Annotated in this window: 18 protein-coding genes; 9 read left to right on the top strand and 9 right to left on the bottom strand. The window is 73.9% G+C overall.

The annotated features are described in order from the left end of the window. Positions 1 to 16: 16 nt before the first annotated feature. On the top strand, positions 17 to 793 hold the full coding sequence (locus ABC795_RS11965) for an EAL domain-containing protein (RefSeq protein ID WP_347057412.1): 777 nt from the start codon (positions 17 to 19) through the stop codon (positions 791 to 793). On the opposite strand, the gene ABC795_RS11960 is transcribed toward ABC795_RS11965, so the two are convergent. Beyond that, complete coding sequence (locus ABC795_RS11960) at positions 790 to 5,262, bottom strand: cation-translocating P-type ATPase (RefSeq protein ID WP_347057411.1); 4,473 nt, start codon at positions 5,260 to 5,262, stop codon at positions 790 to 792. The genes ABC795_RS11965 and ABC795_RS11960 overlap by 4 nt on opposite strands. A gap of 245 nt (positions 5,263 to 5,507) precedes the next feature. Here ABC795_RS11960 and ABC795_RS11955 point away from each other — a divergent pair, with 245 nt between their 5' ends. Then, entirely contained in the window at positions 5,508 to 6,041 is a 534-nt protein-coding gene (locus tag ABC795_RS11955; RefSeq protein WP_347057410.1) for a DUF4916 domain-containing protein, read from the top strand. Positions 6,042 to 6,133: 92 nt separating this feature from the next. Here ABC795_RS11955 and ABC795_RS11950 read toward each other — a convergent pair whose 3' ends face one another. Then, complete coding sequence (locus tag ABC795_RS11950) at positions 6,134 to 6,382, bottom strand: hypothetical protein (protein WP_347057409.1); 249 nt, start codon at positions 6,380 to 6,382, stop codon at positions 6,134 to 6,136. Positions 6,383 to 6,558: 176 nt separating this feature from the next. Here ABC795_RS11950 and ABC795_RS11945 point away from each other — a divergent pair, with 176 nt between their 5' ends. Further along, positions 6,559 to 7,827: a S8 family peptidase gene (locus ABC795_RS11945; protein ID WP_347057408.1), complete on the top strand. Its 1,269-nt coding sequence runs from the start codon at positions 6,559 to 6,561 to the stop codon at positions 7,825 to 7,827. A gap of 128 nt (positions 7,828 to 7,955) precedes the next feature. Here the strand turns inward: ABC795_RS11945 and ABC795_RS11940 are convergent, their stop codons facing one another. After that, positions 7,956 to 9,881, bottom strand: coding sequence for a S9 family peptidase (locus ABC795_RS11940; RefSeq protein WP_347057407.1), 1,926 nt, complete (start codon positions 9,879 to 9,881; stop codon positions 7,956 to 7,958). Between the two features lie 329 nt (positions 9,882 to 10,210). After that, complete coding sequence (gene phaZ / locus ABC795_RS11935) at positions 10,211 to 11,449, bottom strand: polyhydroxyalkanoate depolymerase (protein ID WP_347057406.1); 1,239 nt, start codon at positions 11,447 to 11,449, stop codon at positions 10,211 to 10,213. A 369-nt stretch (positions 11,450 to 11,818) separates the two neighbouring features. Between phaZ and ABC795_RS11930 the strand changes: the two genes are divergently transcribed. Both ABC795_RS11930 and ABC795_RS11925 read left to right on the top strand, forming a co-directional pair. After that, positions 11,819 to 12,568, top strand: a complete 750-nt coding sequence (locus ABC795_RS11930; RefSeq protein WP_347057405.1) for an enoyl-CoA hydratase/isomerase family protein — start codon at positions 11,819 to 11,821, stop codon at positions 12,566 to 12,568. Positions 12,569 to 12,785: 217 nt separating this feature from the next. Beyond that, positions 12,786 to 13,538 carry a hypothetical protein gene (locus tag ABC795_RS11925; RefSeq protein WP_347057404.1) on the top strand — a complete coding sequence of 251 codons (753 nt, stop codon included), beginning with the start codon at positions 12,786 to 12,788 and terminating at the stop codon, positions 13,536 to 13,538. Between the two features lie 100 nt (positions 13,539 to 13,638). Here the strand turns inward: ABC795_RS11925 and ABC795_RS11920 are convergent, their stop codons facing one another. Both ABC795_RS11920 and ABC795_RS11915 read right to left on the bottom strand, forming a co-directional pair. Continuing rightward, positions 13,639 to 14,667, bottom strand: coding sequence for a patatin-like phospholipase family protein (locus tag ABC795_RS11920; protein WP_347057403.1), 1,029 nt, complete (start codon positions 14,665 to 14,667; stop codon positions 13,639 to 13,641). A 129-nt stretch (positions 14,668 to 14,796) separates the two neighbouring features. Then, a complete protein-coding gene (locus tag ABC795_RS11915; protein WP_347057402.1) occupies positions 14,797 to 15,420 on the bottom strand; it encodes a hypothetical protein in 624 nt (207 codons plus the stop codon). Between the two features lie 440 nt (positions 15,421 to 15,860). On the opposite strand from ABC795_RS11915, the gene ABC795_RS11910 reads away from it, so the two are divergent. Continuing rightward, the gene (locus tag ABC795_RS11910; RefSeq protein WP_347057401.1) at positions 15,861 to 17,117 is read left to right on the top strand and encodes a hypothetical protein; all 1,257 of its coding nucleotides are present in this window, start codon (positions 15,861 to 15,863) and stop codon (positions 17,115 to 17,117) included. Positions 17,118 to 17,182: 65 nt separating this feature from the next. Here the strand turns inward: ABC795_RS11910 and ABC795_RS11905 are convergent, their stop codons facing one another. Beyond that, positions 17,183 to 17,479, bottom strand: a complete 297-nt coding sequence (locus ABC795_RS11905; RefSeq protein WP_347057400.1) for a hypothetical protein — start codon at positions 17,477 to 17,479, stop codon at positions 17,183 to 17,185. Between the two features lie 113 nt (positions 17,480 to 17,592). Here ABC795_RS11905 and ABC795_RS11900 point away from each other — a divergent pair, with 113 nt between their 5' ends. Beyond that, on the top strand, positions 17,593 to 18,255 hold the full coding sequence (locus tag ABC795_RS11900) for an endonuclease/exonuclease/phosphatase family protein (RefSeq protein ID WP_347057399.1): 663 nt from the start codon (positions 17,593 to 17,595) through the stop codon (positions 18,253 to 18,255). Beyond that, complete coding sequence (locus tag ABC795_RS11895; protein WP_347057398.1) at positions 18,252 to 18,857, top strand: hypothetical protein; 606 nt, start codon at positions 18,252 to 18,254, stop codon at positions 18,855 to 18,857. Before ABC795_RS11900 ends, ABC795_RS11895 begins: the two co-directional genes overlap by 4 nt. On the opposite strand, the gene ABC795_RS11890 is transcribed toward ABC795_RS11895, so the two are convergent. Then, positions 18,840 to 19,751, bottom strand: a complete 912-nt coding sequence (locus ABC795_RS11890; protein WP_347057397.1) for a phosphorothioated DNA-binding restriction endonuclease — start codon at positions 19,749 to 19,751, stop codon at positions 18,840 to 18,842. The genes ABC795_RS11895 and ABC795_RS11890 overlap by 18 nt on opposite strands. Positions 19,752 to 19,802: 51 nt before the next feature. Further along, entirely contained in the window at positions 19,803 to 21,677 is a 1,875-nt protein-coding gene (locus ABC795_RS11885; RefSeq protein WP_347057396.1) for a DUF2075 domain-containing protein, read from the bottom strand. Positions 21,678 to 21,805: 128 nt separating this feature from the next. Between ABC795_RS11885 and ABC795_RS11880 the strand changes: the two genes are divergently transcribed. Continuing rightward, positions 21,806 to 22,153 carry a nucleotide pyrophosphohydrolase gene (locus tag ABC795_RS11880; RefSeq protein WP_347057395.1) on the top strand — a complete coding sequence of 116 codons (348 nt, stop codon included), beginning with the start codon at positions 21,806 to 21,808 and terminating at the stop codon, positions 22,151 to 22,153. Positions 22,154 to 22,179 lie beyond the last annotated feature (26 nt).

Here is a 22,179-nt window from a genome sequence, read left to right as displayed (position 1 = left end):
GGCGGGCCCAGCCCGGATGGCGCGTGATCTCGCGGCCGCGCTCGCCGGCGGGTGCGTCGGCGGGCTGTCGGTGCACCTCCAGCCGATCGTCACCCCGGCCGACGGCGCCGTCGCCGGCGTCGAGGCCCTGGTGGGCTGGCACCACCCCGAGCGGGTGCCGGTGTCGCCGGCGGAGTTCGTACCCGTCGCCGAGGCGGAGGGCCTGGTCGGGCCGCTCGGCGCCTTCGTGTGGACGGCGGCGTGCCGGGACGCGCGCACGCTGTCCGAGACGACCGGGCGGAGGCTGTTCCTCACGGTCAACGTGTCGGGGCGGGAGCTGGACGACCCCCACTTCCCCGACCGGGTGCTGGCCACGCTGGCGGCGACCGGCTGGCCGGCCGGGCAGACGGTGGTGGAGGTGACCGAGAGCCTGGTGGAGGCGGAGTCGGCCCGTTCCGTGACGGCCCTGCACGCGCTGCGCGGGCACGGGCTGCGGGTGGCGATCGACGACTTCGGCACCGGCTACTCGGCGCTGGCCCGGCTGGACACGCTGCCCACCGACTACCTCAAGCTCGACGGCTCCTTCGTCTCCTCGATCACCACCTCGACCCGGCGGGCGCGGCTGCTGCGCAGCGTCATGGCGCTGGCCGACGCCCTGGACCTGGTGCTGATCGCCGAGGGCGTGGAGACCGAGGAGCAGGCGAGGGTGCTGACCACGCTGGGCTGCCCGTTCGCGCAGGGCTACCTGTACGGCCGGCCGCAGCCGGTCGCGGAGCTGGTGGCCCGGTTCGCCCCGGCCGGCGTCCCGGTCTAGCGACCGGCCGGCGCCCGACGGGCGATCAGCGCGGGGACGACCTCGGCGCCCGCGGCACCGACGGCGGCCGAGCCGAGCACCATCGCCCACGAACCCGGGTCCAGCGGCGTGCAGCCGAAGAACCGGCTCACCCCCGGCGTCTGCACGATCGCCACGAGGACGGCGAGGGAGCCGGCCACGGTGACCAGCACCAGCGGACTGCGGCGTCCCGACCACGCGGTCTGGGCGAGCTGGGTGGCGATGAGCGCGGCCAGGCCCATGGTGCTGGCGCGGCCGGGCAGCGGCCCGGTCAGCCGGCCGGCTACCCAGGCGCCGGTGGCGCCGGCCGTCGTCGCCGCGCCCCGGACGAGCACCATGCGGCGGACCTCCCGGGCGAAGCCGCGGTGCGGGCCGGCCCGCAGCACGGCCGCCAGCGGATGACCGGCCAGCGGCCCGTCGTCGTTCCCGGGCTGCACCTGCCGGGGTGCGGCGACCGCGACGGCCAGCGCGGGGAACATGTCGGTGAGCAGGTTGACCAGCAGCAGCTGCCGGGTGCCCAGCGGCGCCCGGCCGCCGACGGCGGTGCCGAGCACGGTGAACGCCACCTCGCCGGCGTTGCCGCCGACGAGGACTGACACGGCGTCGCGCACCCGGGACCACATGGCGCGGCCCTCGGCGATGGCGTCGACCAGCCGGGTGAGGTCGAGGTCGGTGAGCACCAGGTCGGCGGCGGTGCGGGCGGCCGGTGACTCGGCGCCCTCGACGCCGACGCCGACGTCGGCCAGCCGGATCGCCGCGGCGTCGTTCACGCCGTCGCCGGTCATCGCCAGGGTCGCCCCGGCCCGGCGCAACGCCGAGACCAGGGTGACCTTCTGCTCGGGGGAGAGCCGCGCGAACACCGCGGTGTCGGCGACCATGCGGGCGCGCTCGGTGTCCGACGCCCGGGCCAGCTGCGCGCCGGTGACCACCCGGTCGGCGTCGGGGATCCCGGCCTCGGCGGCGATCGCGCTCGCGGTCTGCGGGTGGTCCCCGGTCGCGACCACCACCCGGACACCGGCGGCCCGCAGCTGCTCGACCGCGCGTACCGAGGAGTTCCGCAGGGTGTCGGCCAGCCCGACCAGGCCGCGCAGGGTGAGGTCCGCGGCGGCCTCGTCGAGGTCGTCGGGTGTGCCGTCGACCGCGCGGTCGGCGACGGCGAGCACCCGCAGCCCCTCGCCGGCCAGCTGCCGGATCCGGTCGCGGACGTCAGGGGGGCCGGCGCAGCGGCGGAGCACCACCTCGGGGGCGCCCTTGACGATCAGGCGGCCCTCCCGGACGGCGGCGGAGAACCCGCGACCGGCGGCGAAGGGCAGCCCGGCGTCGGGGGGTGCGTCCCACGCCTGCCCGGCCGCCTCCAGCACGGCCCGGTCGGTCTCGTGCGCGCCGTCGTCGCCGTTGCCCATGCCGGCGGCGGCCAGCCGGAGCAGCTCGTCGTCGGTGCCCTCCAGCGGGTGCAGCCGGGCCACCCGCAGCCGGTTCTCCGTGAGCGTGCCGGTCTTGTCGAAGCACACCGTGTCCACCCGGCCGAGCGCCTCCAGCACCCGCGCGCTGCGCACCACCGCGCCCCGCCGCGACAGCCGCCGAGCCGCCGCCTGCTGGGCCACCGTCGCCACCAGCGGCAGGCCCTCGGGCACCGCGGCGACCGCGATCGCCACCCCCGCGGCCACCGACTCGCGCAGCGGACGGCCCCACAGCACGCCCAGCGCGGTGACGGCCGCGCCGCCGGCGAGGGTGAGCGGCAGGACGGCGCGGGTCAGCTCGGCCAGCCGGGCCTGGACGCCGGCCGGCGGGGCGGCACCCCCGGCGGCGCGCGCGGCCCGCCCGGCCTGCGTCGCCTCCCCGACGGCGACGACGACGGCGCGGCCGCGGCCGGCCAGCACCGTGGTGCCGTCGAAGAGCATGCAGGTGCGGTCGCCGACCTCGGCTCCCGGCGTCGCCGCCACCGACTTCGCGACCGAGAGCGACTCGCCGGTGAGGTCGGACTCGTCGACCTCGAGGTCCTCGGCCTCCAGCAGCCGGGCGTCGGCGGCGACGACGTCGCCGGGCCCGACCAGGAGGACGTCCCCGACGCGCAGGGCGGTGGCCGGCACCTCCTCCTGACCGCCGCCGGTCTCGCGGCGCGCGCAGCGGCTCTGCTCGAGCAGCAGCGTCTCCAGGGCGGTCTCGGCGCGCAGCCGCTGCAGCCCGCTCACGACGGCGTTGATGCCGGTGACGCTGCCGACCAGCACCGCGTCGGTGACGTCGCCGAGCACCGCGGTGGCCGCCGCCCCGGTGGCCAGCACCGGGGTGAGCGGATCGGCGAGCTCGGCGGCGACCGTGCGGGCGAACCGCGCCGGGCCCCGGACGGCGGGCAGCGCGGCGATGCGGCGCGCCGTCGTCCGCCGGGGTGGGGCCGCGGGCTCGCCCGGCAGGTCGGCCAGCCGGCGCAGCACGTCGTCGGGGTCCAGCGCGTGCCACGGGGTGTGCGCGGTGGCCGCCGGCACGGGGCGGCGGGCGGCCCGGACGGCGGCCACCGTCCCGGTCACCATCGTGGACACGGTCGCCCACTTGCCCGGCGTCGTCGCGCGGCGCTGGCCGTAGCGGGGGCTGCCGACGGCGGCGAGCAGGGCGCCGAGCACGTTGCCGGTGAGCGCGGCGCCGGCGGCGCGGCGGCTGACCGCGGCTGCGGCGGGAACGGCGGCGACCACCCGGCAGGCGTCGGCCAGGCCGGGGGAGGTGACCAGGTCGGCGCCCCACGCCGGAGCCCGGCCGTCGAGCACCGGGGCGACGGCGACGTCGGCGGCCAGCAGCGCCGGGCCGTCGGTGGCCGAGACCAGGAGCACGCAGTGCTCCTCGGTCTGCTGCTGCCGGACGGTGTCGACGAGCGTCGCGCCGGCCGGGGCGACCTCGTCGGCGAGGCCGGCGAGCTCGCGGGCGCCGACGTGCGGGGTGAGCACCAGCCGCAGCCCGGCCTCGCCGGCCGTGGTGAGCAACGCCTCGGCGTGCGGGTCCAGCTCCGGCGCGACGGTGACGGTGCCGACCCGGCGGCGGCCCTGGAGGAGGCTGCGCAGCTCGCCGCCGGGGGCGTGGCCGGTACTGCGGGGCGGGCCGAGCCGGAGCCCGTCGGCGTCGCCGGTGAGCAGGCGGGTGGCGGCGGACCAGACGGCGGCGTCGTCCCACCCGTCGGCCTCCGCGGTCGCCTCGACGACCACCGACGGGCCGGTGCACAGGGCGGCGCCGTCGACGACGACGGTGTCGATCCGGTCCAGGCGGCGGTAGGCGGAGCCGTCCATCGGGAGGATGCCGCGGCGGCAGAGCAGCAGGTCGAGGGTGGCGGCGAAGGACTCGCGGCCGAGCACGGCGGCCTTGGGGGTGAGCGCCTTGAGCAGGTCGGCCGAGCGGCCCGGGCGGCGGGTGAGCGCCAGGAGGCCGAGGGCCGCGCCGAGCTCGGTGGGGGCCAGGCGGTCGCGGTAGATCTCGACCGGCCCGCGCGGCACCGTGCCGGGGCGCGGGCCGGGCGGTGGCTCGGGCGCGCGGTCGTCGTCCGGCTCGGGGCGGCACAGCTCCCGTTCGCGGCGGCGCCAGACCTGGCGGCGGGCCCGCATCTCCAGCGCCCGCTGGGCCGCGGCCGCGGCGTTGAGCGCCGGAACGGTGGGGCTCTGGGTGAGGGAGTGCAGCAGGGCGCCGGTGCCCTCGAAGACCAGGTCGGTGCCGACCGGGCCGATGCGGTCGGACAGTGCCCGCTTGAGCCACTGCTGGGTGTCCAGCAGCGACATGAGCAGGGTGGCGTGCCGGTGCACCGGGGGGATCGGCAGGTACTTCGCGGCGGTGGCCACGCCGAGCGCCGCGGTGTCGACGGCGGCGGCGAGGACGGCGGCCAGCAGCGGCTCGAGGTCGGCCGGGTGGTCGGGGCGCTGCGGGAAGACACCCGTTCCGCCGCGCGCCTGCTCGATCTCGGTGACCACGCCGACGACGTCCTCGACGGTGACCCGGCGCTCGTCGACGGCGACCAGCACCCGGCCGACGACGTCGTTCACCGTCGCCCACTCGACGCCCTCGAGCCGCTCCAGGTGGCTGAGCAGCGCCCGCCGGGTCTCCGGCGGATCGTCGTCGGCGGGCTGCTCGACCTCGACCTGGAGGCGGTCGCGGTCGCCCCACACCCGCCGGGTGCGGCGGGCCAGCGGCGGCTCGAGCATGCCGCGGGCGGCGTCGACGACGTCGTGCAGGTGGCCGCCGGGGAGCGGATCGGCGCCGGTGACCAGCGTGCCGACGGCGCGGGTGCCGGTGACGGCGGCGTCGTGCGCGAGGTGCACCGAACCCCGGATCCCTGCCCGCGCGGCCTGGGCGGTGACCGCGGCGGTCCCGCCCAGCAGGCCGGCGCCGAACACCACGGGAACGGCGGCGAGCGCGGCGGCGCTCGTGGCTCCCCGGGCCGCCCTGCCGGCCCACGTGATCGGGCTGAGCAGTGGCATGGTCCCCCCGGTGTGACGACGGTCGCCCCGAACGGTACGTCGTCTCCCGTTCGGCGGCAGGTCGCGCTGTCGTCACCCGGTGTTTGCCGCGGGGGGCGGCCGCGCTCAGCAGCGGTGCCCGCCCGGCCCGTCCACCGGCGGCGAAGGCAGGGGGCGCTCGCCCCGCTGCCGGCGTGACCGGGACCACCCCCGTCTTTCGGCCGATCCGGTGCCGTGGGACTGGCGGCATCGGCTAGACAGTTCCCATGACCGAGGTGACGACGGCGACCGGTGGCGGCATGCTCTCCCGCGAGGAGATGGACGCCGCGCGTGAGCGGCTGCCCATCGTGTACGTCGACGTGGTGCCGGTGCGGGTGGACGACCACGGCACGGTGATCGCCGTCGGCCTGCTGTTGCGGGCCGGCGAGGACGGGCAGATCAAGCGAGCGCTGGTCTCGGGGCGGGTGCTGTACCACGAGCGGATCCGGGCGGCGCTGCTGCGACACATGGAGAAGGATCTCGGCCCGCTGGCGCTGCCGCGGGTGCCGCCGGCGCCGCAGCCGTTCACCGTCGCCGAGTACTTCCCGACGCCGGGCGTGACGCCGTTCCACGACCCGCGGCAGCACGCGGTCTCGCTGGCCTACGTCGTACCGGTGGAGGGGGACTGCGCGCCGCAGCAGGACGCGCTGGAGCTCACCTGGTTCTCGCCGCTGGAGGCCCGGCACCCGGCCGTGCTCGCCGAGCTGATGAACGGGCAGGCGACGCTGGTGCTGCAGGCGCTGGCGCACCTCGGCGTCTGAAGGTCCTCCGGTGAGGCGAGCCGGCGGCGGTCGGACGCGCTCGGGATGGCTCGGCCGGAGTGGGGGTCGAACGGTGGTCGGAGGACCACCGGTCAGGCCGCAGCCGCCACCGGCGACTCCGTCGGGTGGGGGAGCTCCGCGGTCGCCGGCTCGGCGGTCGCGTCGTCCTCCTGCGGCTCGACCGGCTGCTCCTCGGCCGTGACCGGCGACTCCTCGGCCGGGAGGCCGATGGAGCGGACCACCGCGTCGATGTGGCTCATGGCCTCGCCGTACAGCTTCTCGATGGCGGCCGCCGCGGCAGCGTGCGCGGCCTCGACGGTGACGGCTGGTTCGTTGGTCATGCCGTCCCTCATCGGCAGGCGTTCCAGGATTCGTGACCGGCGGGCGGAACGGCAAGTGTCGCAACCGGCCCGCATGGCGCCCCACCGTTACGCTCCCGTCACTCGCGGTGGTCCCTGCTGCGATCGACCGGAGTGGGGGAGACGTGAGACCACGTACCAGGACCGCGGTTGCCGGCGTGCTCAGCGCCGGGTTGCTGACCGGCGCGATCGCGGGAGTCGCGCAGGCGGCGCCGCCGGACGATCAGCCGAGTCAGCAGAGCTACCTCGTCCGCCTCGAGCCCGGTGCGGATGCGCGTGGCCTCGCGCGCGGACTGTCGATCTCCCCCCGTTTCGTCTACGACGAGGTCTTCGACGGGTTCGCGGCCGACCTGACCGCGGGGCAGGTCAACGTACTCCGGCGTCACGGGTGGGTGCGCGGGGTGGAGCCCGACCGGGTCGCCACCGTGGGCCCGATGGCGAAGCCGGACAAGCCCGGCGGCGGCAAGCCGACGGAGCCGACGCCCGAGCCCGAGCCGACACCCGAGCCCGAGCCGACACCCGACCCCGAGCCCACCACAGAGCCGGAACCCTCGAGCGGGGTGCAGGTGCTGCCGCTCGACGGCACCCTGTGGGGCCTGGATCGGATCGACGCGGACGACGTCACCGCGCTGGATGGTCACTTCGACTACCCCGGGCTCGGGATCGGGGTCACCGCGTACGTGGTCGACAGTGGGATCTCCATCGCTCACCCGGACTTCGGTGGCCGAGCGCAGCTCGCCTACGACAACGCCGGCGGCAAGCCGGCCAGGGGCGGGGACTGCAACGGCCACGGCACGCACGTGGCCGGGACGATCGGTGGGGCCGTCCACGGGGTCGCCAAGCAGGTGGAGCTGCGCAGCGTCCGGGTGCTGGACTGCAACGGCTCCGGCTCCTACAGCGGCGTGATCGCCGGCCTTGACTACGTGCTGAAGAACGCCTCCAGCCCGTCGGTGGTCAACCTCAGCCTCGGCGGCCCGAAGTCCACGGCACTGGACGAAGCCGTCACGGCGCTCGTCGACGCCGGCATGTTCGTCGCGGTGGCGGCGGGCAACAGCGAAGCGGATGCGTGTGGGTCGTCACCGAGCTCGGTGGCTACCGCGGTCACCGTCGCCGCCAGTGACGTCGAGGACGGTCTGGCGACCTTCAGCAACCGCGGGGAGTGCGTGGACGTCGTGGCGCCAGGTGTCGACATCACCTCGACCTGGCTCGACGGTGGCGTGCACAGCCTCGACGGGACGTCAATGGCCGCCCCGCACGTCGCCGGCGCAGCGGCGCTGTACCTGGAGACGCACCCGGCTGCGAGCCCGTGCACCGTGGCGAGCTGGATCGGCGGCCAGGCGCTCGGCACCGTGGTGGGCGGGGATTCCCCGGGGACGACACTGCTGCTCAACGTCCGGACCGTTCCGACCGCGGGCTCGACCGGCTGATGCGGCCGCAGCCTTCGAGCACTCCCTCATCAACTCGGCGCCGGTGGTAGGCAGCGCGCCGCGCCGCGCCCGCGCGTGAGGCGAGGGCGACGGGCGGTGGTCCTGCCGGACGGGCCCGGCGGACGGGGTCAGCCCAGCCGCAACCGGTCGTGCAGGAAGCGGGTGATCGCGGCGGCCAGCGCCTTCCGGGAGGACGCGCGGCGGAAGACGTGCCCCTCGCCGGGCAGCTCCAGGTACTCCACCGGCCGGCCCAGCTCCCGGAGCGCCGAGACGATCTGGTGGGCCTCACCGATCGGCACGTTGGTGTCGTGCTCGCCGTGCACGACCAGCAGGGGGACGTCGATGCTCTCCGCCGAGGCGAGCGGAGAGATGTCCTCGAGCAGCGCCCGGTCACGCTCCGGGTGCCCGTACTTGGTCACCGCGGCCGCGGCGATCCACGGCTCGCTGTCGCGGTAGAAGGTGACCAGGTCGGACATGCCGCAGACGTCCACCCCGGCGGCGAACACCCCCGGGGAGAAGGCCAGGCAGGCGAGCGTCAGGTAGCCGCCGTAGGAGCGGCCGGTGACCGCGAGCCGGCCGGGCTCGGCGATGCCGGCCTCCACGAGGTGCTCGGCGGCGGCCAGGACGTCGGCGAACGCGTCGTACCGGCCGTGCAGGTCGTCGGCGTGCACGAACTCCCGGCCGAAGCCCGACGAGCCACGGATGTTGAGCGCGAAGACGCTCAGGCCGGCGGCCGCCAGCGCCTGGTGCTGCGGTGCGAAGGTGGGCCGCTCCTGGTCCTCGGGCCCGCCGTGGAGGTAGAGCACGACCGGGCCGGGGCCGTTGAGCCGGCCGGGAGCGCGGTAGAGCCAGCCGCTCAGCGGCAGGCCGTCGCGCCCGGGGAACGTCTCCAGGGTCGGCACGACCAGCCGGCGCCGGGGCAGCGGCGGGGCGGAGGTGACCCGCGTCCAGGCGTGGGTGGTGGTGTCCAGGTGCCACAGCTCCCGCGGGCGGGTGGGCCCCTGCACGCCGAGCACGACGCTGGCGCCGTCGCGGCTGAGGACCGGGTCGGCGGCGACCAGCCCGGGGAGCCCCGAGATGGCGGTGCGCCCCCCGGTGGCGGTGTCCAGGAGCTCGAGCTCGCTGCGCCCGGCGACGTTCCACACCAGCAGCAGCAGCCGGCCGGCGTCGTCGGCGTCGATGCACTCCAGCTCGGCGTCCTCCCGGGCCGCGAGCGTCCGCGCCTCGCCGCGCCAGCCGTTGGGGCCGAACGGGAGCCCGATGAGCTGCCGGCGGGGCAGGCCCACGTCGGAGGCGAGGTAGACGTACACCGGCCCGGCGTGGTCGTCGGGGGCCGGCCGGATCAGCGCCACCTCGGTGGACCCGGTGGCGCCCTGCGGCAGCGCGCTGAAGTCCTCGTCCATGAGGCGGTCGACGACGCTGACGTACTCCTGTCCCCGCTCTCCGTCGCGGAGGACGATGAACCGCTCCTCCAGCGAGATGTCCAGCACGTGGATGAGGTCGCCGTCTGCGAGCGGGTCGAGCCGGCCGGTGGAGGGGTCGGCGAGGTAGGCGCGGGTGGGGGTGCCGGCCGCCGTGCCGGGGAAGGTGACCACGAAGCGGTGGCCGCTGCGGGTCCACGGGCCCAGCTCGGCGTGCTCGTCGGGGCCGCCGGCGATCCGGCGCGCGTCGGAGCCGTCGGGCCGGACCACCCAGACCGCCGTCCGGACGCCACCGTCGGTCGCGACCTCGCAGGCCAGCCAGCGGCTGTCGGCCGCCCACCGCACGGAGACCACCGGGTCGTCGGACAGGGGCACGTGCCGGGCCGGCGGCTGCGCGCCGTCGAGGACGACGTCCTGGATCCACAGCTGCGGACTGCCCGAGCGGTCGCTGATGAAGGCCACCTGCCGGGCGTCCGGCGTCATGTTGGGGCCCCAGCTGCCCCAGGCGTCGACGAGCCCCTCGGCGAGCGCCACCGCCTCCTCGACGGTGCCCGTCGACATCCGGGCACCGGCTGCCGAGCCGTCGGCCGGTTCCGTGCCGGGCATCACGTCCGTCGCGAGGTCTGCAGTCACCGCGCCGAGTCCTCCATGTTCCGCCGACACCTCTCCCGGAGAGCAAGCGCCCACAGCGTTCGAGTCCGGGATGGTCCGGGGCGCGGCGGGCCCGTGCAGCATGGCGCCCACGGTGCTCGGGCGGATGGTCCCACGCCGCTGTCCGGCGGGTCGGTGAGGACCTCGCGCACGAGTTTCAGGGGAGGGCCCGTCGGGCCGGCGGACCGCAGCTCACCGGCGGATCCGCGCATCGGCCGGCCCGCCGCCGGCACGACCCAGGTGTCCTCGCCGCCGCCGGGGCTGTCGACGGTCAGGCTGTCCGGCGAGTCAGCCGCCGTCGCCCGACGCGCTCAGGCCGGAGCGGACAGCCGCTCCGAGGCGCGGTCGATGAAGCCGCGGACGACGGGGTATATCTCCCCCTCCCAGCGGGAGCCGCTGAAGACGCCGTAGTGACCGACCCCGGGCTGCAGGTGGTGCTGCTTGCGCTCCCGCGGGATCCCGGTGCACAGGTCGTGGGCGGCGCGCGTCTGCCCGGGGGAGCAGATGTCGTCGTTCTCGCCCTCCACGGTGAGCAGGGCGGTCCGGCGGATCGCGCCCGGATCGACCCGCTGCCCCCGCCAGGTGAGGCGGCCGGTCGCGAGGTGGTGTTCCTGGAAGATGCGGGCGACCGTCTCCAGGTAGAACTCCGCGGGCACGTCCATGACCGCGCCGTACTCGTCGTAGAAGGCGCGCGTGGTGGCCGCCCGCTCCGTGTTGCCGGCGACCAGGTCGCGGTACAGCTGCGCGTGGGCCGACAGGTGCCGCTTCGGGTTCATCGACATGAACGCCGTCAGCTGGACGACGCCCGGGTACACCCGCCGCCCGGCGCCCGCGTGCCCCCGCGGCACCGTGTCGACGACGCGGCGCTCGAACCAGGACAGCGGCTTGGTCGTCGCCGCGGTGTTGACCCGGTTCGGGTTCACCCGGGTGTCGACCGGGCCCGCCATGAGCGTGATGCTCGGGGGCTGGGCGGGGTCGTCCGCGGCGGCGAGCAGCGCGACCGCGGCCAGCACGGGCACCGCGGGCTGGCAGACGGCGACGACGTGGGTGTCCGGACCGAGGTACCGGATGGCGTCCACGACGTGCTCGATGTACTCGTCCAGCCCGAACGCCCCGTGCTCGACCGGGATGTCGCGGGCGTTGTGCCAGTCGATGACGTGCACGTCGTGGTCGGAGAGCAGGGTCCGGATCGTCGGGCGGATCAGCGTGGTGAAGTGCCCCGACATGGGGCCGACGACGAGCACCCGTGGCTGGCCCGGAACCGCGGGCTTCTCGAAGTGCAGCAGGGTGCCGAAGGGCGTCCGCAGCGTCGGGCGCTCGCGCACGGCGACCGTCTCGCCGTCGACCAGGACGGAGTCGATGCCGAACTCCGGGCGGTCGTGCGTCGGCCGGGCGTGGCCGAGGATGTCGCAGGCCGCGTGCACGTGGCGCAGCGCGGGCATCCGCCCCAGCGGGGCGGGCAGCGCCTCCAGCGCCCGGGCGGTCAGCTGCGACGCGGCCACCACGGGCGCTCCCGCCCGCCGGTTCACTTCGTACGCGGTGTACAGCATGGGCCCTGCCAGTTCTGTCTCGGCGCGGTGTGCGATCTACGTCACGTCAACGTAACCCGGGCTCGGGGTGGGACGCGCGCGGAGCGGCTGACGCCCCGGTGTGTCGTGCGGACGGCCGGAGCGGGCGCGAGGACGCTCGTCGGGGTGGAGCCCGCGCGTGCGGGCCCGCACGTCACGGAGTCGTGTCACCGGCGTCTGCTGGCTGAGGACGACGGCGACCGAGCCGCCCCAGCCGCACGGACCCGGCCCCGGCGGGCCGATCGACACCAAGAGCCTCTGCGCGGGCCGGTGCGGGCCCGTGGTGTGATGCCTGTCAGGGAATGTCCGGGTCGGCGCTGGGGCCGGTCCGCTCGGCAGGAAGGTGGGCTCGTGGCCGGTACCGGTGAGGTTCAGCTCGAGGTGGACGGCGGCGTCGCGATCGTGACGCTGAACGCCCCCGACCGGCGCAACGCGCTGACGCCCGGAATGGCCGACGAGCTGATCGCCACGTTCGACGAGGTGGACGCCAAGCCGGAGGTCGGCGCGCTGGTTCTCCGTGGCGTCGGCAAGTCGTTCTGCGCGGGCGGCGACGTCGCGACGCTCACCTCGGCCGGCAAGGACCCGGCGGCGCCCGACGCCTACGAGGGCATGGGGAAGATCTACGACTCCTTCTACCGGCTGGGCCAGGTGAAGGTGCCCACGGTGGCGGCGGTGCGCGGCTCGGCGGTGGGCGCCGGCATGAACATGCTGCTGGCGACCGACCTGCGGATCATCGCGCGCGATGCCCGGCTGCTGGCCGGCTTCCTCAAGCGGGGGATGCACCCGGGCGGCGGGCACTTCGTCATCCTGTCCCGGCTGATCGGCCGCGAGGCAGCGGCGGCGATGGCGCTGTTCGGCGAGGAGATCAACGGGGCGAAGGCCGTCGAGCTCGGACTGGCCTGGGACGCGCCGGACGACGCCGCGGTCGAGGACCGGGCCCGGGAACTGGCGGCCCGCGTCGCCGCCGACCCCGAACTGGCGCGGATCGCGGTGAGCAACTTCCGCAAGGAGGCCGTCACCGGCGCGATCCCGTGGGACGTCGCCATGCAGTCCGAGCGCCCGGCCCAGATGTGGTCGATGCGGCGGTCGGCTCAGGCGTAGCCCGCCACCGCCGTTCCGCGCCGACCCAGCGGGTCGAGGCCGGCGTGTCCTCGACGGAGCGCGTGCGCAGGCGCCGTCGGAGTCGGCACGCAGCCTGCAAATGGGTCGGCGACGGACACGGGCACGAGGGTGGGGTCGACCTTCCCGGTGGCCGGGCACGCCCGGTCGCCGGCCTCCGTGTCGACACCGGGGGACCGGCACGGCAGCATCCGCTGACGTGACCGCTCCCGCACCTCACCGCTTCGTGGCCCACGTCGTCGAGGAGTCGACCAACAAGATTCACGAGGACGACGTGGCGCGGCGGTACGGCTTCTCCGGCGCACTGGTGCCCGGCGTCGAGTTGTTCGCCCGCACGACGACGCCGCTGGTGGCGGTCTGGGGAGCCGAGTGGCTCTCCCGGGGCCGGATCGACCTGCGCTTCCGGCGGCCCACCTACGACGGCGACGAGCTGCTGGTCGAGGCGGCGGACGGCCGGCTCACCGTCAGCGACCCGTCCGGGGAGGTGCGGTGCGTCGGCTCGGCCGGGCTCGGCGCGGACCGTCCTGACCTCACCGGCTACCGGCAGGTGGCCGCACCACCCGAGCCGGTGGCCGACCCGGTCGTCGGCCCGCTGGGCAGCGTTTCGGAGGCGGGCACCGTGGAGCGCAACGACTGGTACCTGGATGCGATCGGCGAGCCCCTGGACCTGTACCGGCAGGAGGCGCTGGTCCATCCCGGGCTGTTGCTGCGGCTGGTCAACGAGCTGCTCATGCAGAACGTCGCCCTGGGGCCGTGGATCCACACCTCCAGCGACTGCCGCTTCCTCAGCGCCGCCCGGCTGCCGGCGGAGCTGACCGCGCACGGGCGGGTCACCGGCGTGGGCCGCCGCGGCCGTCACGACGAGGTCCGGTACGACGCGCTGGTGCTGGCCGGCGACGAGCCGGTGCTGCAGGTGCACCACACCGCCCTCTACCGGCTCGACGCGGCCTGATCCCGGTCGGCCGCGGCCGCCTGCGCGATCGACCACCCGGCGTCTCCGACGTCGCCCCGTGCTCCCGTCCATGGCCCGCCGGGTCGTCCTCGCGGGACCGCTACGCCGGCCGCGGACCGGACGGCGCCGGGGGGAGGGCGACGCCGCGGCAGTCGCGCAGGTAGGCGCCCCAGTCCCAGCCGACCAGGAACTCGCGAGCGGCCCGCTCGCCGGCCGCGACCAGCCGGGCCCGCTCGGCCGCGTCGACGTCGAACTCGGTGAGCCCGGTGCCGGTGGTGCCGATCGCGAAGGCCCGGCGGCGCACGCAGGGGTCGGCCAGGTAGGCGCGGTCCCGCCCGGTGACCGCGGTGGCGACCAGGGAGTCCAGCAGCCGCAGCGGCGGCAGCAGGTGCCGGCCGCCGAACACCGAGACGTCCTCGTCGGCGAGCGTGTCGCCCACCCCCACGCCGAAGGTCGGCCAGCGCGGCGTGGCCGCGTCGGTGCGGTCGAAGATCTCGATCGGGAAGTTGGACAGCACCCCGCCGTCCACCAGGGTCGATCTCCGCCCGGTGCGCGGGTCCCGCACGCTGCGGGGTGCGAAGAAGTAGGGGATCGCCAGAGACGCACGGACGGCGTCGGCAACCGGCTGGCGGTCGGGGTCCAGGCCGTACTCGCGGTAGTCCCACGGCAGCCGTAGCAGCCGGCCCCGGGTGACGTCGGTCGCGGTCACCACCAGGCGGTAGCGCTGCCACGGTTCCAACGCGGGGTCGTCGCCGGGGTCCTCGCGCCGCAGGTCCCCGAAGGTGACGATGCCGAGGTCGGCCAGCTCCCGGCGCACCCACTCGGTGATGTAGCGGCCCGGGTGCAGTCCCGACCGGAGCAGCAGCCCCGCCGCCGGCGCCAGCAGGGGCACCGGTGCCCAGGAGTCCGGGATGCGGTCGTACTCCAGCCGGGCCGCCGCGGCCCGGATCCCGTCGGCGGAGAGGCCCGCGGCGAGGAACGCAGCCAGGACGGCGCCCGCCGAGGAGCCGGCCACCCGCTCGAACCGGTACCGGCCCAGCAGCTCGACGGCGGCGCCGGTGAGCGCGATGCCCTTGATGCCGCCGCCCTCGAGCACCAGGTCGGCCGGCAGGGGATCCGGCGAGGTCATGCCCCACCGTAGGGGCGTCGCACCCCGTCGGTGCTGCGGTCACCACCTGCCGCGCCGACGGGGCGGGGAGCCTGGTCGCCGGCGCAGCGGGATGTCCGAAGGAGCCGCGCTTCCGGGCGGCCGGGGCTCTCAGACCAGTTCGGGGACGCGCAGGTGGTGCAGGACGAGGTCGAACTCGGCGACGTCGGTGGCCGACATGTGCAGCCCGCGGCGGAACTCGTCGCGGATGTACGTGGCCCGCTGGCGGGAGGCCTCCATGGAGCGGCGGTCGGCGTAGACGGCGGTGAGGGAGTTGTCGCCGGTCTGCCGGTCGAGCAGCAGGCTGAGGCTGCAGAAGCCGGGCATCTCGTCCATCCGCGGGACGAGGTCGGTGCGGAAGACGTCGAGCACGCGGTCGGTGCTGGCCGGGTCGACGCGCGACCAGGTGACCCGGGCGCGGGATTCGTCGCCTGCGGGGTGCAGTCGGTGCATCGCCGCGATCTTCCACTCCCGCACCTCGGGCGGGGGAGCGCCGAACTGCTCTGCCGCCTGCTCGCGCATCCGGAGGACCGCGTCGCGGGTGGCGGCCATCGCCTCCTCGCTTCGCCAGGCGGTGGTGACGATGCAGCGGCCGGTTCCCCGGTCGCAGAGCATGGAGAGCCCGACGTAGCCGTCCATGTCGCTCACGGCGGGCATGACGTCGTCGCGGACGTCGGCGATGCCGGCGTCCAGGCGGTTCGGGTCGGCATTGATCGTGGTGCTGCGGGCGTGCATGACGCCCTCCCTTCCGGGGACAGGCGCGCGGCGCCCCGGCGGCGTCGCCGCAGGTCATCGTGCTCGGGTGCCGACCGCTGTCAACGGGTTCGCGCGCGGGCCTGCTTCATTCCGACGACGGATCGACGGCATCGGTACCGGACGAGCGGCGGCGAGGGACGCGTCGGATCGCCCGCGAGAAGATGGACGCGACGCGCGAGCGGCCGCCCGACGGGTACGCGACGCCGGTGCAGGCCCGACGCGTGACGTCAGGGCACGGCGGGACGCGAGTGGCGTGATGGCCTCATCGGTACGGGACACCGTCGCGCGTCCCGGAGGAACCGGTCCGGCTGGTTACCGTCCAACACGAAACCTGTGCGGCTGAGTGACGGCGCCGCGCGGTGCCCTTCCTGCCACGTAGCAACCGCTGCTGCGGCCTGCCTACGCCCGAGGAGTCGACGATGGACACCGACATTCAGCTGATCAGCGATGGCGACGGCGTGGCGGTCATCGGCAGTCCGACTGCCGTCGATCTCTTCCTCGCCGCCGAGCGACTGGCGTCGAAGGACTTGGACCTGCCTCGTCTCGCAGCGGTCTTCAGGACCGGCGCAGAGGTCGCACAGGCGGTTCCCGAGATCCAGGCCATGGCGGGTCGCTGGGTGCAACTGACCAAGGAGTCGGCGCACCTGGTCCAGGGGCTGAAGAAGAGTGCGACATCGGGCCTCAGCACTGGTGCGGTGACGCAGGGCAAGTCCGTGGGCCAGGCCGGAAAGTTCGTCCAGTCCGTGAAGGGGGCCGGATCCGCCGCGCCGAACCCGGCCCTGCTGACCGGTGCTGCGGGGATGATGGCGCAGCTCGCGATGAAGCAGACCATGGACGAGATCACCGAGTACCTCGCCACGATCGACCGGAAGCTCGATGACGTGCTCCGCGCCCACGAGGACGCCGTCATCGCGGACATGATCGGGGTGGGCTTCGACATCGACGAGGCCATGACGCTCCGCGATCACGGGGGCCGGGTCAACGAGGTCACGTGGTCGAAGGTGCAGGCCTCGTCGGCGACGATCGCGCGGACCCAGGCCTACGCGCTGCGCCAGCTCGATGCGCTCGCGGAGAAGCTGGAGCGCGGGACGAGCGTCGCCGATCTGGCCAAGTCGGCCAAGGAGGCCGAGTCCAAGGCTCAGGAGTGGCTCGCCGTCCTCGCTCGATGCTTCCAGCTGCAGGACGCCATCGCCGTGCTCGAGCTCGACCGCGTCCTGGAGGTGGCTCCGGACGATCTGGACGGGCACCGCCTCGGACTGAAGGCCGTCCGTCACAAGCGCCTCGAGACCATCTCGGAGTGCACCGAGGAACTGGTGGCCCGGATGGATGCGGCTGCTGGCACGGCCAACGCGAAGGTGCTGCTGAACCCGATCCAGTCCCCGGCCATCGTGCGGTCCCGGGAACACGTCGCCGTCGCCGTCGCCGACTTCCGCGGAAGCCTTGGGATCGAGTTCGGTGGACAGACGGTGGAGGCGAAGGCATGGACGGCCGCGGTCACGGAGTTCCGGGACAGGATGCTCGAGACCGGCGCGGAGGGCGTCGACGTGTCCCGGCGCCTGGGCGGCGAGACGTTCGATCGGGCCAAGTCGGTGACGGGCCGGCTGTCCAGCGGGATCGCCGGGCGGACGTTCCGTCGGCGCGGGGACGACGACCAGCGCGACGAGCGGGCCGGGTGAGCGTATGACGACCCGGCGCCGGCCGAGGCGGACCTGACCGACGCCTTCGTGGGTTGCGCCGCCTCTCACTGATACCCCAGCAGCTCTGCCAGGCGCCCGGCGTCGGCGCGAGTGAGCCGCTCGAGTTCATCGAGCGGAGATGCGTTCTCGGCCCGATAACGCTCGACACTTCGATGGACTCCGGTCGCCGCTCGGCCCTCATCCGCCGCTCGTCCGTACGCCGCCCGGATGGATAGGGCAGCGTCGATCAGCGCGGCCTCTGACGGATGGGGCCGGCCCCCCGGCCAAGGCGTCCAGTGCCGCAGGAGGGTCGTATCGATGTGGTCGACCAGCGCGCTGGTGCCAGTTGCCTCGCCCGTCATGGCGTGAAGGTGGAGGGGGCAAAGTCGCGAACCGGGGCAGCGCCACACGCAAAATCGCACCGACGTGCCGTGGCCTGCCGCGGTCCGCGCGTGTTCCGTGTGAGTGTCGAAGCGTGCGGATCGGAACCTGGAACATGGCGGGCTGGCTGAAGCCGGGGTGGAAGGAGTTCCTGCTGGCGGCTGACTGCGACGTCTGGCTGTTGACGGAGGTCAACGAGACGGTCCAGTTGCCCGACTACTGCATGCACCGCGGAAACGCGCGGATGGCTGCGCGCCGAAGCTGGGCGGCTGTCTTCAGCCGAGCGCCGCTTACGCCCCTACCGGACCCGCATGTCGCCAGTGCTGCTGCGGTCATCGATGGCATCACGTACTGCTCGTCGATCTTGCCGTGGAGAGACTCCGGCGGTGAACCCACCTGGCCCGGTGCGGAACCGCCGCGCAACCTGCACTCCGGGCGGACTCGATATGCCGTGAGACAGCTCGTCTGCGCGCTGCCTCATCAGGATCTGGTCTGGGGCGGGGACTGGAATCACGCTCTCTCGGGCGACGAATACGCGGGATCGAAGGGCGGACGCGCCCACGTCCGTGCGGCTGTCAATCTGCTGGGCCTGCAGGTGCCCACGGCTGAGCTGCCCCATCGGCTAGATGGGCTGCTCAGCATCGACCACATCGCCGTGCCCACGTCCTGGACGGTCCGCGATGCCAGACGCCTGGACGCGACGGGACTGAGCGATCACGACGGCTACGTCGTCGACGTCGAGGTACCGGCTCCGTGACGTCCGAGGTTCCCCGACTCCAGCCACCGCCCACCCGGCTGCTGCGGGGCGACGAACCGATCCAGGGATCGACGGGGACGGTGCGGGACTTCTGGGCCTGGGCGCTGTCGGACCTGCGCGGCAACACGGTCCGTCCGATGCTCGCCGAGTTCCTGGTCGCGCAGGCACTGGGCGCCGAAAGCAGTCCACGCATCGAGTGGGATGCCTACGACGTCGTCACGCCGAACGGCATCCGGGTGGAGGTCAAGTCGAGCGCCTACGTGCAGGCGTGGGCGCAATCCCGGCCGTCGTCCATCCGGTTCGGCGGGCTGAACGGGCGCACCTGGGACGAGACGGCGGGTTACGCGGACTCCGCGACGTACAACGCCGACGTCTACGTCTTCGCCCTCGTGACCGCTCGGGAGCACGCCTCGTACGACCCGCTGGACCTTGAGCAGTGGACGTTCTGGGTCCTGCCGCGCCGAACCGTTGAGGAGACGGGCCAGAAGAGCCTGGCGCTGTCTCGGGTGGAGGCCCTGGCCGGCGAGGCGGTGTCGCACGACGGCCTGGCAGAAGCCGTGCAAGCGGCGTGGGTACCGCGGCGGTCAGACCACCAGGGGTGATCCGTGGAAGACCTGCTCCCGGTGCCACACCACGTGCTTCTCAGCAGGCAAGGTTGTCCCGGGACGTGGGGACAGCCGCTGGCCGTGGAGGTCGTAGATCGCGCGTCCGTGCGCCGTCCGAGCGGAGAAGCGCTGGGACACCACGATCGCCAGGTCGTCGTCCAGCCCCAGCATGCCGCGGTCGAACAGCTTGTGGTGCAGCGAGCAGAGGGCCAACCCGTTGTCGAGCGAGTCGGGGCCGTCCAGCTTGAACCAGCGGATGTGGGCGGCCTCCAACCCGACCGGCACGCCCCCCGCCTGGCCGTCGAAGCCGCAGAACGCGCATTGCCGGTCCCAGGCCTCCAGGACGGCTGCCGGCCAGGTGTGGCTGCGCCGTCGTTCGCTCTTCGGTAGCGGCGCTCCGCCGGCGTCGTCGTCGACGAGCTCGGGATCCAGCCCGACGGCGAGCAGCACGTCCGGTGCGATCGTGGACGGGAAGTGGGCGTCCACCAGGCTCCGTGCGGCGCTCGACACCAGCGCGGGATGCTCACGCAGCAGGCGTTCGAGGCTGCCCTCCAAATGCCCGGTGACGCCGGTGCGCAGCGGGCTCACGCGGTCGTCCGGGACGTCCTTGTCCAAGGTCCAGACGCCGTCCCTGCGGAGGCGGGTGAACGGATAGGCGGCGCTCTGCGCGCGACCTGTCCCGGACGGCGGCCCGAACTCGGCGATCAGATCCGCGAGCCGTTCCTCGGCGACCGACCACGGGACGATGCTGGATCCTTCGTTCGCGAGTCGACCAAGAGCCAGCAGGACCAGTAGCGGCTTGTGCGGAGAGCGACGACCGTCCCGCTCGTGCTGACGGAGCGACGCCAGCCGCCCCATGACCTCGTCCAGCGCCGGGTTCGCCGATGGCATGCGAGCACTCTCCCTGCCGGACAGTCGCTCGCCGCGGATCGACCCGCCGGATCAGGCCGTTGCCGGGACCAGTCGCTGGAGGAGCGCCTGGGTCCCGGGGTCGGTGGAGAAGAGCAGCGTGCCGCGCATCCCGCGGCTGAGGAGGACCTTGTAAACGTTGCGGACTAGGACGTCGAACTCCTGGTCGCTCACCTTCGAACGGTTGCGGAAGTCGGGGTCCTTGTTGTGCGAGCGGACGGCGACCCAGCGGTCGGTGCGCCAGACGAGGTCCGGACCGATTAGGACACCGTTCCAGTCGTACTCGAAGCCCTGCGCGGTGTAGACGCAGCCGACCTGGCCAAAGCCGGCCGGATCGCTCGCCCACAGAGCCGACGGCGGCGCGCCGCCGACTGATCGCTCGCCTTTGAGGTTCCACGGGCGCTGCCAGTCCCCGATGCGCACGTCCGGTACGAGCGACCCGTCCTTCTGAGGGTCACTCCATGGCCAGCAGTAGCCGGCGGCCATGCGCGCGCCGTACTTCTCGTCCAGGTACCGCCGCAGTTCCGTCTCCATCGCCGAGGGGGAAGCCGCGACGCGGACCTCGAAGTTCTCGTCCCCGGTCCAGGGGACCGGCCCGCCCGGCCTCAATCCGAGGAGCCGTTCGACCCAGTCGATGTAGGCCTCCGAGCCGCCGCACCGGTACTGGGCGCTCAGGTCGACGTGGTGCACGTCGAGCCCGCGCTCGCGGGCGGCCTTCTCGATGTCCTGCACGGTGCCGAGCTCACCGGGGCGCACGACCTGGTTCTGGTCGAGCAGGAGCACAGGCACGCGCGCCGCGTCAATGAGCTCGTCGACCTGCCGCTTGCCGGTGCGGAATTCCGCCTTCGTCCACCGGTTCGCCGAGGTTTCGCGGAGACGGTGAGCCTCGTCGGCGATGAGGACGTCGAAGCCGTTCTTGTCGGCGTCCACGAAGCTGTTGAAGTACTTGAACAGCGACTGGGTCTGGCGGGAGCCCTTGCCGGCCACCTTGCGCAAGGTCTGGGTGAACGAGCGTGATCCCGTCGCATGGATGGCCGTCCGGCCACGCCGGTTCAGCTCGCCGAGCAGCGAGAGGGCGATGACGCTCTTCCCGCTGCCCGGACCACCGCTGACGACGACGACGCTCTTGTGGTCGCCTCGCCTGGCCTTCTCGACCTCGTGGAGGACCAGGTCGAAGGCCACACGTTGCTCGTCGAGCAGCACGAACTGCTCGCGGCGCTGGATCTCGTCGGCCGCCACCTGCATGAGCTGCTTGCTCGGGGCGATTGTCGAGTGCAGCAGGCGGTCGGCGTAGTGGCTGCCGTCGCTGGGCGCGAGCCGGCTGCGGAGGAAGTCGAGGAACTCCCCGCGGCTCTGCTGGGTGAACAGGCGGCCGAGCTCGTCCTGCGGATAGTTGTAGAGCTCGCCGACCTGGTTGTGCGTCGCGTTGTGCAGGTACGCAGCGCCGGCCAGCACGTCCGTCGTCCCGTGGAGGGAGGCGACGAAGTCCAGCAGGTACTCGCCGTACGCGCGCACCTGCGCGACCGGGTGGAGGATCGGCCGGCGTCCGTAGGTTGGCTGGACGACGAGTTCGGCATCGTCCTCGAAGAGCTCGGCGTCCGTCCACTGCTTCAGCTCGAGCACGACGTACGACGGGGCGTCCCGCCGCGGATGGCGCCCGGCCAGGATGGCGTCGATGCGCTTGCTGCTCAAGGGCAGCTGGTACTCCAGCAGCACCTCGACGTTCTCCAGACCCGCCTGGAGCAGGTCGGTGGCGAGCACCCGGAGGCTGGAATTCCAGGACCGCATCTCGGAAACGGAGGCGCGACGCTTCATCTGGAAGGACATCTGCTCGGCGAGGACGGTGCTCAGGCGGCCGGCCGACGACAGGTCGGCCAGACCTCGGGCGGAGGTGCGCAGCAGTGGCAAGGACAGTCCCCAGGCAGCACGAATCGATTCGTGCGGGTGGAGGCATGTCCTGGGTGCGGAAGCCTGTCGAGCCGCTCCCGAGACAGTAACGGGCCGGTTCCAGGACGGCGGGCATCGATACTGGCGCCGTGTCGGACATCCACAGACTCACCGAGGCGATGCGCCAGTTCAGCGAGGAGCGAGACTGGGCACGCTTCCACGATCCGAAGTCCTTAACGCTTGCTCTGATGGGCGAGGTGGGTGAGCTGGCCGAACTGCTGCAGTGGCTCCCGGCGGCTGACCTTGACGCTCGCACACGGGAACCGACTCTGAATGCTCGGCTGGGGGAGGAGATGGCTGACGTGCTGCTGTACCTCTTGCGACTGGCTGATGTGGCAGGCGTCGACTTTTCCGAGGCTACGGCCACGAAGTTGCAGGCCAACATCGCCCGCTTCTCGGTCGCCGAGCACCATGGTCGGGGCCCCAGCCGCGAGTGAGTCCTCTAGCTGGCTCCTAGGGTGCT

Source organism: Blastococcus sp. HT6-30 (assembly GCF_039729015.1).
GTDB lineage: Bacteria > Actinomycetota > Actinomycetes > Mycobacteriales > Geodermatophilaceae > Blastococcus.
This window is presented reverse-complemented; position numbering and strand designations above follow the sequence as displayed.